13 protein-coding genes are annotated in these 12,414 nt (G+C 45.0%); 8 read left to right on the forward strand and 5 right to left on the reverse strand.

Translation table 11 applies throughout. The features are described 5' to 3' along the window. Positions 1-3 precede the first annotated feature (3 nt). From fliP to R7Q09_RS12730, 3 genes are read right to left on the reverse strand one after another with little or no spacing between them, the layout of a single operon-like run. Positions 4-762 carry a flagellar type III secretion system pore protein FliP gene (fliP, locus tag R7Q09_RS12720; protein ID WP_005375037.1) on the reverse strand — a complete coding sequence of 253 codons (759 nt, stop codon included), beginning with the start codon at positions 760-762 and terminating at the stop codon, positions 4-6. A gap of 18 nt (positions 763-780) precedes the next feature. Beyond that, positions 781-1,152: a flagellar motor switch protein FliN gene (gene fliN, locus R7Q09_RS12725; protein ID WP_005375038.1), complete on the reverse strand. Its 372-nt coding sequence runs from the start codon at positions 1,150-1,152 to the stop codon at positions 781-783. Further along, the gene (locus R7Q09_RS12730; RefSeq protein WP_318070890.1) at positions 1,149-1,967 is read right to left on the reverse strand and encodes a FliM/FliN family flagellar motor switch protein; all 819 of its coding nucleotides are present in this window, start codon (positions 1,965-1,967) and stop codon (positions 1,149-1,151) included. The genes fliN and R7Q09_RS12730 overlap by 4 nt, the downstream gene beginning before the upstream one ends. A 379-nt stretch (positions 1,968-2,346) precedes the next feature. Here R7Q09_RS12730 and R7Q09_RS12735 point away from each other — a divergent pair, with 379 nt between their 5' ends. Genes R7Q09_RS12735 through fliJ form a run of 8 tightly spaced genes read left to right on the forward strand, consistent with a single transcriptional unit; the run spans position 2,347 to position 10,370 of the window. Beyond that, positions 2,347-3,366: an OmpA family protein gene (locus R7Q09_RS12735; protein ID WP_021707593.1), complete on the forward strand. Its 1,020-nt coding sequence runs from the start codon at positions 2,347-2,349 to the stop codon at positions 3,364-3,366. Continuing rightward, complete coding sequence (locus R7Q09_RS12740; protein WP_031778880.1) at positions 3,366-4,697, forward strand: sigma-54 interaction domain-containing protein; 1,332 nt, start codon at positions 3,366-3,368, stop codon at positions 4,695-4,697. Before R7Q09_RS12735 ends, R7Q09_RS12740 begins: the two co-directional genes overlap by 1 nt. Positions 4,698-4,712: 15 nt before the next feature. Then, complete coding sequence (gene fliE, locus R7Q09_RS12745; RefSeq protein ID WP_005375045.1) at positions 4,713-5,069, forward strand: flagellar hook-basal body complex protein FliE; 357 nt, start codon at positions 4,713-4,715, stop codon at positions 5,067-5,069. A 3-nt stretch (positions 5,070-5,072) separates the two neighbouring features. After that, positions 5,073-6,824 carry a flagellar basal-body MS-ring/collar protein FliF gene (gene fliF, locus R7Q09_RS12750; protein ID WP_005384024.1) on the forward strand — a complete coding sequence of 584 codons (1,752 nt, stop codon included), beginning with the start codon at positions 5,073-5,075 and terminating at the stop codon, positions 6,822-6,824. After that, positions 6,793-7,806 (forward strand): flagellar motor switch protein FliG, encoded by a 1,014-nt coding sequence (locus R7Q09_RS12755; RefSeq protein WP_005375048.1) that lies wholly within the window; start codon positions 6,793-6,795, stop codon positions 7,804-7,806. The genes fliF and R7Q09_RS12755 overlap by 32 nt, the downstream gene beginning before the upstream one ends. A gap of 4 nt (positions 7,807-7,810) precedes the next feature. Then, positions 7,811-8,566 (forward strand): flagellar assembly protein FliH, encoded by a 756-nt coding sequence (gene fliH, locus R7Q09_RS12760; protein ID WP_005375050.1) that lies wholly within the window; start codon positions 7,811-7,813, stop codon positions 8,564-8,566. Further along, positions 8,559-9,905: a flagellar protein export ATPase FliI gene (gene fliI, locus R7Q09_RS12765; protein ID WP_213886450.1), complete on the forward strand. Its 1,347-nt coding sequence runs from the start codon at positions 8,559-8,561 to the stop codon at positions 9,903-9,905. Before fliH ends, fliI begins: the two co-directional genes overlap by 8 nt. 24 nt (positions 9,906-9,929) lie before the next feature. Then, positions 9,930-10,370: a flagellar export protein FliJ gene (fliJ, locus tag R7Q09_RS12770; RefSeq protein ID WP_005384016.1), complete on the forward strand. Its 441-nt coding sequence runs from the start codon at positions 9,930-9,932 to the stop codon at positions 10,368-10,370. Between the two features lie 16 nt (positions 10,371-10,386). On the opposite strand, the gene R7Q09_RS12775 is transcribed toward fliJ, so the two are convergent. Both R7Q09_RS12775 and R7Q09_RS12780 read right to left on the reverse strand, forming a co-directional pair. Further along, positions 10,387-11,445, reverse strand: a complete 1,059-nt coding sequence (locus R7Q09_RS12775; RefSeq protein WP_318070889.1) for a serine protease — start codon at positions 11,443-11,445, stop codon at positions 10,387-10,389. Between the two features lie 73 nt (positions 11,446-11,518). Then, entirely contained in the window at positions 11,519-12,412 is an 894-nt protein-coding gene (locus R7Q09_RS12780; RefSeq protein ID WP_033906699.1) for a LysR substrate-binding domain-containing protein, read from the reverse strand. Positions 12,413-12,414 lie beyond the last annotated feature (2 nt).

The following is a 12,414-nucleotide window of genomic DNA, read 5'->3' on the forward strand; positions in this document are numbered from 1 at the left end:
TCGTTAACCGAAGCTGGCAGATAAGGTGCCAACTGTCATTGCCCAACCATCCACGAGTACAAATACCACCAACTTAAAGGGAAGTGAGACAATTAAAGGTGATAGCATCATCATACCCATTGCCATCAGGACACTGGCGACAACCAAGTCGATGACCAAAAACGGGATGAAAAGCATAAAACCAATTTGGAAGGCGGTTTTTAGTTCACTAATGACAAATGCAGGCAAGACAACGGCAAATGAAATATCCTCAACGTTTTGGTCGAGAGGCTCATTGGCAATACGTAACATTTGTTCAAGAGAGCTTTGGTGCGTCTGTGCCAACATGAACTCTCTCACTGGTTTCTCTGCAACAGAAAAAGCCTGTATTAGCGTGATTTCGCCGTTGTCGTATGGCTGAAACGCATTTTCATAAATATCGCTCCAGACAGGGCGCATAATCAGTAACGTCAATGCGAGAGCGATCCCGACCAACACTCTGTTAGGTGGGCTTTGTTGAAGACCAAGAGCTTGGCGCAAAATTGCAAGGACAACGACAATTCGAGTAAAGCTCGTCGCCATCAAAATAAATGCTGGAAGAAAACTGAGCGCCGTCATCAACAACAGAATTTGCAGTTTAACGCTGTATTCTTGTTGTGTGTCGCCATCAGAAACGGACAAGATAGTTAAGCCGTTGTCAGCCGCCATTGTTGGGAAAGCAAACAAAAGTGACACCAATACCAAAAGAGGTAACCAACGGTGCCAAGCGCTCAGATTTTTCATTGTGATGCCTACCTAAGATTATTGACCAACGCCACTCAATGCAGAGTCATGTACATCGATCAGACGAAGTCCATACTTATCATTGACAACGACAACTTCAGCGTGGCCCATAAGAGAACCGTTTACTTTCACGTCTAAAGGCTCGCCATTGAGCTTTTCCAACTCGATAACCGTGCCTTCACCCGCTTTCATTAAGTCCCCAAGTGGGATCTCCTTACTCGCAACTTCCAGCGTGACTGTGACAGGAATGCTTTTGAAAAAGCTAAGGTCACGTTCCGCAGTGGCTGGTTCTTGTTGGAGCGTATCTTCGGCTTCAAAGTCCTCTAATTGAAAATCATCAAAGTTCAGTTCTTCTGCGTCGAATGCATTAGTTTCTAGCGCTTCGCTCATCGCTGCGGTTCCTTATCAGGGTTAAAGATCAAAACAAGTTGGCCGTCTTGCTCGGCAATACGACCTGTAAATAGAGATTGGTTGCCAATGCTTACTGGAACCGTGTTAAGAAGCTCAATAGGTAAAATATCGTTGGGTTGTAAGCCAACCACATCACTTAAAGGCATCTTCTTTTTACTTAGAACAACGTTCAGTCGAACGGGGGTCGTCTCTAAAGAACGACAGAAAGGTTGAAACAAATCGGTATCAGGCTGCAGTTCAAGCTGCTCGATTAGCGTTTGAATAAGATGACCATCTAGCTTGAGATGAATTGAGCCTTGATGATCGTCAAACGCAATGTTTAATTGAACGTTAATGCCAATACCTCTAGGGGTCTCATACTCACCCGTGTCCCACATTTCACCAGGAGCAAGCCAACTGATGATGATTCGACTGATGCGCTCTTGTAAACGTAAGTCACTGGCCGTCAGAGTAGCGGCTGAGCGCTCTGCACTTGCACCATAAAATCTATCAGCCAACTTTATTAGCGTGTGGGGGTTACCATGGATGAATACCATGCCGCCTTCCTGATGTTGATAGGTCGACGTTTGCTCTTTGTCCATCTCAACCGATGTAAAGCGGTGCAAGTCTACTGAGGTTAAGCTAGCTTCCACTTTTCCTGTGCTGAGCCAATTTTGTAATTCAGTCGTAAGGTTTGAGCAAGATTCTGAAATTAAATTATCGAGCTTCTCACGAATGATATGAATAGGTTTGCCTAATAATTCTACATCAAGTAGTTGACTATCAGAAATAGGCTCGCTAACTCTATTTTCCATTTATATTTTACCGTGCGTTAACAATCGAAAGTGTTTTAACTTAATGGCGTGTAGTCTACACAGAAATTTTAATGATCTTTTAGCTCCAAACTCTAAGATTGTGACTTTAGTTCACATGTTGCTTTGTTCATATAGTCATAATCTTTTAATGAAATTTAAAAAGAGTTAGTTTTCTTTATAAATCGCTTAATAAATAAAATAACAATGTTGAGCGTTTTAGTTGTTATGGATTTTTTAAATTGCCTTTATGGCGTAACAACAACTTCAAATAAATAAATTATAAGATACTGTTTTTTATGCTTAAAGCTTCCGTTGGAGGCTAAGCGTGCTCTCTTGAGCGTTTTGTAACCAATTTTAATATTCAGAATAGGTAATTAAAATGATTAGCTATGCCAGTTCTCTCGGCTTGGTGGCATATTTAATTAAACGGTTTAAGTCATGGGAATGTAAGATATACATGAATCATGTCCGTTTGATAATTTGTAACACAATTATTGTTATCAGTTTTATTTTTTCAAAAGTGTCATATTCAGAAGAAGTCTTAACAATCCCTATGGACCTCTCTAAATGGACATATGAGGGAAATAAATTCAAATGCAACTTGTTGCAATCAAATAAAGACTATGGGAAGTTTTATTTCCTAGCGGAACCTAATAATAAATTCTATTTTATTTCCGATATAGAATATGAAAACAATAAATGGAAAACGATTGCTTTAACAACTCAAAATGCTCCTTGGGGTGATGAGCTTTATAGAAAAGAATTTGGTTCCCTTGAATTTACTAAGCCGTCTCAGCGTTTCATCTTTAATAAAGGCGCTGAAGAATTCATGGATTCAATTGCTTCGGGTAGTTGGGTGACGCTGTCACTTAAAGGAAGTAATGCTTCCTCTGTTTCAGAGATTGTGATTCCTACTCTTCAAATTCAAAACGCATTGAAATCATTTAATGCGTGTCGCGCGCGATTGCCTAAATTGTCTTTTTCAGAGGCAAGGGATATGGCGCTCTCATTTGAGTTTGGTCAGAAGACGTTAAGTCGTGGACAGAAAGCAACACTAGAAGCGCTGTATAGCTATGTATCTGTGGATGATCGAGTGACCAAAATCCTCATCGACGGTCACACCGATAACGTTGGTTCAAGTTTAACGAACCTTTCTGTGTCACGTACTCGAGCAGAGCAAGTCACCAATGCTTTGATTGAGCTTGGGGTCGACGAGTCGATGATCGAAACACGAGCTCATGGTTCACGTTACCCAATTGCCAGCAATAACTCGGTTAATGGCCAAGCAAAAAACCGACGTGTCACCCTGCGTTTAGTGAGGGACAACGAGTATACGGCTACGAAACACCACCCAGATCTACAATCACAAAATCAACAAACGAAAGTTAAGGTTCAATGATGACGAAAACGAAAATTTTGTTGGTTGAGCCAAATGAAGCTCTTGCTCAACCAGTATTGGATGTGTTGCAAAATGCAGGTTACACCGCGAAACACACTCGTACTGGTCGAGGCGCTTTGCTTGAAGAGCGAGCAGAAATCACTTTAGTGAGCTCTACGCTGCCGGATATGTGTGTTCGTGAGTTTGTCGCGTGTCACCAAAAGCAGCGAAATTCGGGTGTTGTTATTGCGATTGTCGACCAAGAACAAGGCATCTTGGCTGCTGAGACGATGAAAGCGGGCGCTACTGATTATCTATTACGCCCGTTTGAATCTAATCAGTTGGTTAATCTGCTTAAACGTGTTGAAGCGTTAGGTAAGCCAATGGCCAACATTGTTGCGGAGTCTTGGAGAAGCAAACAAGTTCTGCAATTGGCGCATCGTGCAGCATGTACTAACGCGAGTGTGCTTATTACAGGTGAATCGGGAACGGGTAAAGAAGTGCTGGCGCGATATGTGCATGAGCACTCTCCGCGTATCAATGGTCCATTTGTGGCGGTTAACTGTGCCGCCATTCCAGAGTCAATGTTAGAGGCTGTGCTATTCGGTCATGTAAAAGGCGCGTTCACCGGAGCGACAAATTCTCAAAGCGGTAAGTTTGAAGAAGCAAATGGCGGGACGATTCTGCTTGACGAGATTGGTGAAATGTCACCTGCGGTTCAAGCGAAATTGTTACGCGTCCTTCAAGAGCGTGAAGTAGAACGTGTTGGTAGCCATAAAGCCGTTCAGCTCGATATTCGTGTTATTGCGGCAACCAACAAAGACTTACGTGAGGAAGTTCAAAAAGGCACGTTCCGTGAAGATCTTTATTATCGATTAGATGTGCTGCCTCTGCACTGGCCGCCTTTGCGTGAAAGAAAAGAGGACATTCTACCGATTAGCCAATTCTTTATTGAAAAGTATCAAGATAGCAGCCGCTGTCACCTATCCCAAGATGCGATTAGTGCGCTGAGTCAGTATCACTGGCCGGGCAATATTCGTGAGTTGGAAAATGTCATTCAACGCGCTTTGGTCATGCGTCATGGTGATTACATTACAGCCCATGACCTGATGCTGCCTATTGAGCTTGTCGCGTCAGTTCCTACAGCAGAGCCAACTTCAAGTTTTGGTCATGTAGAAGCGAAGAAGCAAGCTGAATATCAGTTTATTTTGGAAAAGTTACGTCAGTTTGGTGGAAACCGAACGAAAACCGCAAACGCGCTTGGAGTCTCTACTCGAGCGCTACGCTACAAGCTCGCAGCAATGCGAGAACATGGTATTGATTTACAGTCGGCACTAGGCTCGGCTGCCTAATAGGAGAAAAAATAGATGGCAAGTCAACCTACTCATGCGGTCTCGGCAGAGCAACTTATGTTGTCAAAAATGCAGGCGATGCAGGCACAAGTGCAGCCGCCAGAGTTTATCGTGAGTGCAAATCCTTTAGATCAACAATCACTAAACGCACCTTTATCGTTCTCACAAGCGATGACAAATGTGTTGGATACAGTGAATCAACATCAATCAGTGGCTAGTCAAAAAATGACGGCCGTAGAAACAGGAAAAAGTGATGACCTAGTTGGTGCAATGGTCGCGAGCCAAAAAGCCAGCTTGTCCTTTAATGCTTTGATGCAAGTGCGCAACAAAGTCGTGACCTCATTTGAAGATATTATGAAGATGCCGGTGTAATTCATGTCAGAACTAACCCCCCAAGTCGCCGGAAACACAGCTATGGCTACCGGCACAGCACAGACATTTTCTACTGCCAACGGCATGGACGATGTGACAACGAAGCTGAAGCAAATCTGGTCTAGCAGTCAGAGAAACTTAGTGCTATCTGCGGTGTTAGCTGCGATTGTTGCAGCGATTATTGTGGTTGCACTATGGAGTTCCTCGCAGAGCTTTCGTCCGCTATATAGCCAGCAAGAGCGTTTTGATATCGGCGAAATTGTGTCGGTATTAGAAAGCGAAGGCGTAAGCTACCGCATGCAAGAGCAAAATGGACAAGTTCTTGTACCAGAAGGTGAGGTTGCGAAGGTACGCATGTTGCTTGCATCAAAAGGTGTTAAAGCTAAGCTGCCGACAGGTTTGGATTCGCTCAAGGAAGATAGCTCTCTTGGTACGAGCCAATTTATGGAAACGGCGCGTTATCGTCATGGTTTAGAAGGTGAGTTAGTACGTACTATCATGTCTTTGAACTCAGTAGCGAACGCGCGTGTTCATTTAGCAATACCTCGTCAAACTCTATTCGTCCGCCAAAACAGTGAGAATCCTTCAGCATCTGTCATGCTTGAGCTCAAACCTGGTGAAGACTTAAAGCCTGAACAAGTTGAAGCGATCATTAACCTAGTGGTCGGCAGTGTCACGGCAATGAAGCCAGAATTTGTTTCTGTCATTGACCAGTATGGCCGTCTTCTTAGTGCGGATGTCGCTTCTGCGGAAGCCGGTAAAGTAAACGCGAAATATCTTGAATACCAGAAGAGTGTTGAAAAACAGATCATCCAACGCGCAGCAGACATGCTTACGCCGATTGTGGGGCCGAGTAACTTCCGCGTACAAGTCGCTGCCGATCTGGACTTTAGCCAAGTTGAAGAAACACAAGAAATTTTGGATAACGCACCGGTTGTGCGTAATGAGCACACCATTCATAACAACTCGGTTGATCAAATTGCGTTGGGTGTTCCTGGTTCTCTAAGTAACCAACCGCCAGTGACAGGATCTGGTGAAGTGGAAACGAACGATAGCCAAAACACGAATGCGCGATCTGAAGTGAATCGTCAATACGCTGTAGGGAGCAGTGTTCGTCGTACTCAATACCAACAAGGCCAAATAGAAAAGCTTAGTGTATCGGTTCTGTTGAACTCCAAAGCTTCGCCAGATGGTGTGGCGTGGAGTGAAGCCGATAAAGAGCAAATCTCAAACATGATCATGGATGCTGTTGGTATCTCTGCCACACGTGGTGACAGCTTAAGTTTAATGAGTTTCAACTTCACCCCAATTGAAATTGATGCTCCTCCTGCACTGCCGTGGTGGCAAGACCCTACAGTACAGCAGCCAATACGCTACGTTATTGGTGGCTTGTTAGGCTTGGCGATGATCTTCTTCGTACTGCGTCCATTAATCATGCACCTGACTGGCGTTGATAAACCTGTGCCTGAGCTAAATTTTGCTGAGCCTCAGGAAGAACCTGACTACGAAAACTTGCAAACGCGTGAAGAGCGCGAGCATGAAGAAGTACTTGATCGCCGCCTATCTGAAAAAGGCATCTCAGCCTCTTCAGGTTTAGATGTAAACAGCGACATGCTACCACCAGCAGGTTCGCCATTAGAAATTCAATTGAAACACCTACAGCTTATTGCTAATGAAGAGCCAGAGCGCGTAGCCGAAATACTGAAACAATGGGTAAACATCAATGAACACAGTTCTATCAAAGCAGACGCTTAGTTATGTTGAACAAACCGCGCTCGTGCTATTAGGCATGGGCGAGGATGCCGCAGCGAAGGTTTTGCAACACTTTAGCCGTGATGAAACCCAGCGTGTGACTCGTGCAATGGCGAAGTTAAATGGCATTAAGAGCGATTCTGCTCGTGGTGTTATTCAAACTTTTTTTGAAGATTTCCGTGAGCACAGCGGTATTCGAGGAGCCTCTAAGGAATACCTATCTAATACATTGCGTAAAGCATTGGGTAACGATTTGGCAAAAGGGTTATTAAATACCTTATATGGCGATGAAATTCGCAACAATATGCAGCGCTTACAGTGGGTGGAAGCAGAAACTCTCGCTCGTTTCATTGTGAACGAGCACCCACAAATGCAAGCAATTTTTCTAGCGTATTTGCCAGCAGACAGCTCTTCAGCGGTATTGAAGCACTTGCCACAAGATTACCATGACGAAATCTTGTTCCGTATTGCTCAATTGCAAGATATCGATCATCAAGTTGCCGTTGATTTGCATGAACTCGTTGAGCGTTGCATCGAAAAAGTATCCGCAAGTCAAAGCACGCCGTTATCAGGTGTTAAGCAAGCAGCAGATATCATTAACCGCTTTGAAGGTGACCGTGGTTCATTGATGGAAATGCTGAAGTTGCATGATGAAGATGTTGTTAATGCAATTGAAGAAAACATGTTCGACTTTATGGTTCTTGGCCGACAACGCGAAGAAACCATGGACATGTTGGTGCAGCAGATTCCGCTAGAGTTGTGGGCAGTCGCGCTAAAAGGTTCCGATATTACCTTACAACAAGCTATTAAGCGTTCAATGCCGCAACGTATGGTGAAAGCGCTAGAAGATGACATGGACGCACGCGGCGCTGTTGCGTTAAGTCGAGTTCAAAAAGCACGTCAAGACATCATGCAAATGGTACGTGAGCTGGATGAATCTGGTGAAGTTCAGCTGCTTCTCTATGAAGAGCCAACGGTGGAGTAAGGTCATGCTAGAGACAAAATCAAGTACTATGCGATTGCCTCCGAGCGGGTATCGTTTACACCGTTTTCCGCCTTTAGCGCAACCTAAGACTATCGAAGACGAATTCGGGCTAGATAACCAAGGCTGGCAAGAACCTCAAATAGATATCCAACAGCAACTTGAAGAAGGTTTTCAACAAGGTTTGCAACAAGGACATGAGGAAGGCTTACGCCAAGGTATCGAACAGGGCAAGCAACAAGGTCTGTTGGAAGGCCAAAAAGAAGGTTTCCAAAAAGGCTTTGTTTCCGGTGAACAGTCTGGAAAGCAAGGCTTTTTGGAGGCGGCGAAGCCTGTCAATGAACTTTTTCACGCCCTTTCTCGTTGGCAAGATGAAAAAGAACAGCAACAACGCCATATGATTTGTGAACTGGTACAAAAGGTAGCTCAGCAAGTGATTCGTGCCGAGCTCACTTTAATGCCTCAGCAGATCCTAGCTTTGGTGGACGAGACATTGTCTGCCATGCCTGGTAAAGCGGAAACAGTAACTGTGCATTTAAATCCGCAAGATTTAGAGCGCATTACTCACATCAATGCTGATTTGCCGCAATCTTGGAAACTGGTCCCTAATACGGAGCTTCCTATTGGTGGCTGTCAGTTAGTGACTGATGACGCAGAAGCGGATGCGAGCTGCGACTCTCGTTTGGAAGCCTGTATGGACAATGTAAAGCAACACCTTTTGGATGAAGTCAGTATTCCACAGGTAGAGTCTGAGCATGAGTAATACCCTAAGCAATGAACTATTAAGTGAGCGTTTGAGCGAAGCCTTGGCTTCGCTCGATTCAATCCCTGTTGCTCGCGTAACAGGGCGATTGATAAAAGTAAACGGCTTAATGTTACAAGCCGTAGGGTGTCGGTTTAAGCTTGAGCAGCGTTGTCTCGTAGAAACCGCGGAAGGCGATATGATCGAAGCGCAAGTTGTGGGCTTTGAACACACTATTGCTTACCTCATGCCTATCCGCCGTTTAGGCGGTCTGTTTGCAGGTGCAAAAGTCATCCCTCTTGATGGTGACAGTACCGTGCAGCTAAGCTCTCAGTGGTTAGGACGCGTACTGAATGGTTTAGGTGAGCCGTTAGATGACGGGGCACCGCTTAAGGGGGGAGATCGAGTTTCACTTGAACCAAAACCGATTAACCCACTGAAGCGACGCCCAGTTGATACACCACTCAACGTAGGCGTGCGAGCGATTAATGGACTATTGACGGTAGGCAAAGGCCAACGTATTGGTTTGATGGCTGGCAGTGGCGTCGGTAAAAGTGTGTTAATGGGGATGATCACCAAAAACACGGAGGCCGATGTAATTGTGGTCGGGCTTATTGGTGAGCGAGGCAGAGAAGTACGTGAGTTCATCGAGAGAAACTTAACCCCAGAAGCGCGCAAGAAAGCGATCATTATCGCGGCTCCTGCTGATGAATCCCCGCTAATGAGGTTAAGAGCGACACTACTTTGTCATCGCGTTTCAGAGTATTTCCGAGACCAAGGCAAAGACGTTCTACTTCTGATGGACTCTCTAACCCGATACGCCATGGCACAGCGCGAAATCGCTCTTTCGCTCGGAGAGCCTCCAGCTTCTCGTGGTTATCCGCCCTCAGTCTTCAGCGTGTTACCTCAACTCCTAGAGCGAGCGGGTAACAGTGAAAATCAACATGGTAGCTTAACGGCAATTTACACCGTATTGGCAGAAGGAGACGACCAACAAGATCCTGTTGTGGATTCCGCGCGCGCCATCTTAGATGGGCATGTCGTTTTATCGCGTCAACTGGCTGAGCAAGGGCATTATCCCGCGATAGATATCAACGCGTCTATTAGCCGTTGTATGAATACTTGTACGCAGGACGCACACAGCACGATTGCGAATAACTTCCGTCAAATGTACTCCAACTACCTTCAGGTTAAAGAGTTACTGCCATTAGGGGGGTATCAACCAGGACAAGATCCTGAGTTAGATCAATCTGTTGCTATGTATCCAAACTTGCGTGCATATCTACAACAAGCTGCCAATGAGTCTGTAGATTACCCAACCAGTTTGACCGAGCTCGCGCAGCTTTTTCAAAGTGCTTAATCAAATGGGAGTGACAAGGCTGAAATGAAATCCAAGTTAAAAGCCGTAGGCAAGTTACAGCAAATGGAAGAAAAACAGCGTGATCGTGTGGGTCAACAACTTGATGCCATGCGTCAGCGTCACTCCCATCTTTCAATGCAATTGGAACAGTTATCGGCGTTGAAAGGCCACGCTGGACAATCAACCCGAACCGGCCCGACGCTGACGAGCGCGGCTTTGATGAACTTTAATCGTGTTGACCAAATGCTACAAAGAATGCTTCGTCACCACGAGCAAGAGCAAGCCGTTATGCAAGCGGAATGTGCATCTGTACAGAAAACACTAGAACACAAGCACGCACGCGTTCAAGGGTTAGAAAAAGTGCTTGAACGTTGGCGTACTAAGCAGAACTATGAAAAAGCGAAAAAAGAGCAAAAGATGATTGAAGACATCATTAACTCTCGCGTTAAGCGCAAGATATTATGATGTCTTGTTGACGCAACTAGGAGCGCGAATCATTTCTGCGGTGTCTTAGCCAACCAAACCAGCCTCCAAGCATGATCAACCCTGATCCGAGAGCACCGCCGCCGCCGCTGCCGTTATCGTCAAAGCCCGACGTGTTAGTATCTTCTGGTTCAAAGCCGGAATCGCCTTCACTATGATAATCTTCTGTACTTGCTAAGAGGGCGTTATAACGAGTTTTCACTCCCGAACTGGTTTGGGCTTCAATCCACGTTGTATAATTTAGAACCTCAGTAAACACACTCGGAATCGCAGCAGATTCACAAACAGAAGAACCATAGCTAACAATACCGATTTGCTGATACATGCCATTATTGTCTTGATAAGTGAGAGGACCGCCTGAGTCACCGCGGCAGATACCAGTGTAGCTTCGCTCAGGAAATCCATTCGCACATAAACTTTCCTGAGCATTAAACCCTGTTACCAGCGAAGCGCATTGGGTGTCGGTAAGGGGTTTTACTTCTGCCCAGCGTAAATAGTTAGGGGGGCTTTCATCATTGGTTGAGGTCTGACCTAAACCGAATATCTGATAAACTGACTTGCTGCTGTAGTCTCCAAAGTCTTGCGGTAAAGTGATGGATTGAACGTTATCGGTAATAGGGCGAGTCAATTCAAGGACAGCGATGTCATTAATCCATAAATCGCTAGGCACATAATCAGGATGAATCGTGATAGAGCGAACATCTTTGAATTCTTCAACAAACACGTCATTCATCGTAGGGTTTTTGACTAGCACTCGTAGATCGTTGATTGTCCACCCGTCAGTGAAAACGCTTGGTTCTACGCAGTGAGCCGCAGTTAAAATGAAACGGTCGTTTACAATGGTTCCCCCACAAATATTGGCAAACTGATTAGCGCCAGTTTTATGTAGAATAAGACGTGCAAAAAAAGGAAGTTGGTTTTGGGTCGCCTGCTGCCCTCCAATAATTGCCGTGGAGATCCCTTGTTCTGAAAGGCGGTTATCATTTTCTGCTTCTGCGGTCGCACTCAAAGATACTGCAAAACAGAGTGCGCTTAGCCATATTTGATACTGCTTCATAAACCATCCTTGGATGAAAAGTGCTCCTCTAACTTTATACTAGTTTTTCAGTGAATGTGCTTAACAAAAGTTTCTAATAGTTGAATGATTGTTGTAGCCAAGATCGCAACAGATGAAACGATTCAAGCTTTAGCTTGTGTGGCGGGCATACAAAGTAAAGCTGTTGATGAGGATTAATGACGGGTTCACCCAGCTCGATTAGCTGACCATATTTGATGTCATCCTTCACAAACAAGCGATGAGTGACCAATAACCCCAAACGACGAGTTGTGGCCTGGACGGCTTGTATCGACATGTTAAAAGTGATTGGTTTTTTATTTTTAGGTCGCTGGATACCCGTCGCGTCCAGCCACACGTTCCAGTCATTTTTTCTTCGTTCGTTAGTAACTTCAATGATGGGATACTGCTTTAAGAGTTGAGTGATGTTTGAGTCCTTGGTCTTCGCTATCAATTCAGGACTGCACACCAAAACCAGTTCATCTTCACTGAGCTTTTCGCAGTAGTAATCCTGCCATTCTTCGGGATTTCCATGCACCAAGGCCGCGTCGATACCTTCTTGTTCTAAATTGAATCTGCCAGACAGGTTTGATAAACGAACGTCTAATTGAGGAGCAAACCCTTGTAAATCTGACATTCGAGGAATCCACCAGTGAAGAGCCAATGAATTCACCATATTGAGCGTAACACGCTGCAAGTTCTGATCTTGGATGAGTGCTTCCGTTGCATCGACAATTTGCTCTAAAGCGGGTGCCACCTTCCTGTAATACTTTTTACCGTCCGCGTTGAGTTGAACTTGTCTGCCTATGCGATCAAATAGAGGCTTGTTGACTTGACTCTCCAGCGATTTAATTGCCTGACTTACGGCTGAGTGGCTCACACTTAATATCTGTGCTGCTTCTGTCATGCTGCCAGACTCAGCTACTGCAACAAATGCGTAGATGGACTTTAAGGGGACTAGTTTCCGCATAA

The organism is Vibrio sp. 2130-1 (assembly GCF_033339515.1).

What these genes read in the sequence shown, in the direction of transcription:
- fliE (WP_005375045.1), top strand. Translation starts at nt 4,713, where the DNA reads ATGGCAAGTCAACCTACTCATGCGGTCTCGGCAGAGCAACTTATGTTG.
- R7Q09_RS12780 (WP_033906699.1), bottom strand. Translation starts at nt 12,412, where the DNA reads ATGCGGAAACTAGTCCCCTTAAAGTCCATCTACGCATTTGTTGCAGTA.
- fliF (WP_005384024.1), top strand. Translation starts at nt 5,073, where the DNA reads ATGTCAGAACTAACCCCCCAAGTCGCCGGAAACACAGCTATGGCTACC.
- fliH (WP_005375050.1), top strand. Translation starts at nt 7,811, where the DNA reads ATGCTAGAGACAAAATCAAGTACTATGCGATTGCCTCCGAGCGGGTAT.
- fliJ (WP_005384016.1), top strand. Translation starts at nt 9,930, where the DNA reads ATGAAATCCAAGTTAAAAGCCGTAGGCAAGTTACAGCAAATGGAAGAA.
- R7Q09_RS12735 (WP_021707593.1), top strand. Translation starts at nt 2,347, where the DNA reads ATGATTAGCTATGCCAGTTCTCTCGGCTTGGTGGCATATTTAATTAAA.
- R7Q09_RS12740 (WP_031778880.1), top strand. Translation starts at nt 3,366, where the DNA reads ATGACGAAAACGAAAATTTTGTTGGTTGAGCCAAATGAAGCTCTTGCT.
- R7Q09_RS12775 (WP_318070889.1), bottom strand. Translation starts at nt 11,445, where the DNA reads ATGAAGCAGTATCAAATATGGCTAAGCGCACTCTGTTTTGCAGTATCT.
- fliP (WP_005375037.1), bottom strand. Translation starts at nt 762, where the DNA reads ATGAAAAATCTGAGCGCTTGGCACCGTTGGTTACCTCTTTTGGTATTG.
- fliN (WP_005375038.1), bottom strand. Translation starts at nt 1,152, where the DNA reads ATGAGCGAAGCGCTAGAAACTAATGCATTCGACGCAGAAGAACTGAAC.
- R7Q09_RS12730 (WP_318070890.1), bottom strand. Translation starts at nt 1,967, where the DNA reads ATGGAAAATAGAGTTAGCGAGCCTATTTCTGATAGTCAACTACTTGAT.
- R7Q09_RS12755 (WP_005375048.1), top strand. Translation starts at nt 6,793, where the DNA reads ATGAACACAGTTCTATCAAAGCAGACGCTTAGTTATGTTGAACAAACC.
- fliI (WP_213886450.1), top strand. Translation starts at nt 8,559, where the DNA reads ATGAGTAATACCCTAAGCAATGAACTATTAAGTGAGCGTTTGAGCGAA.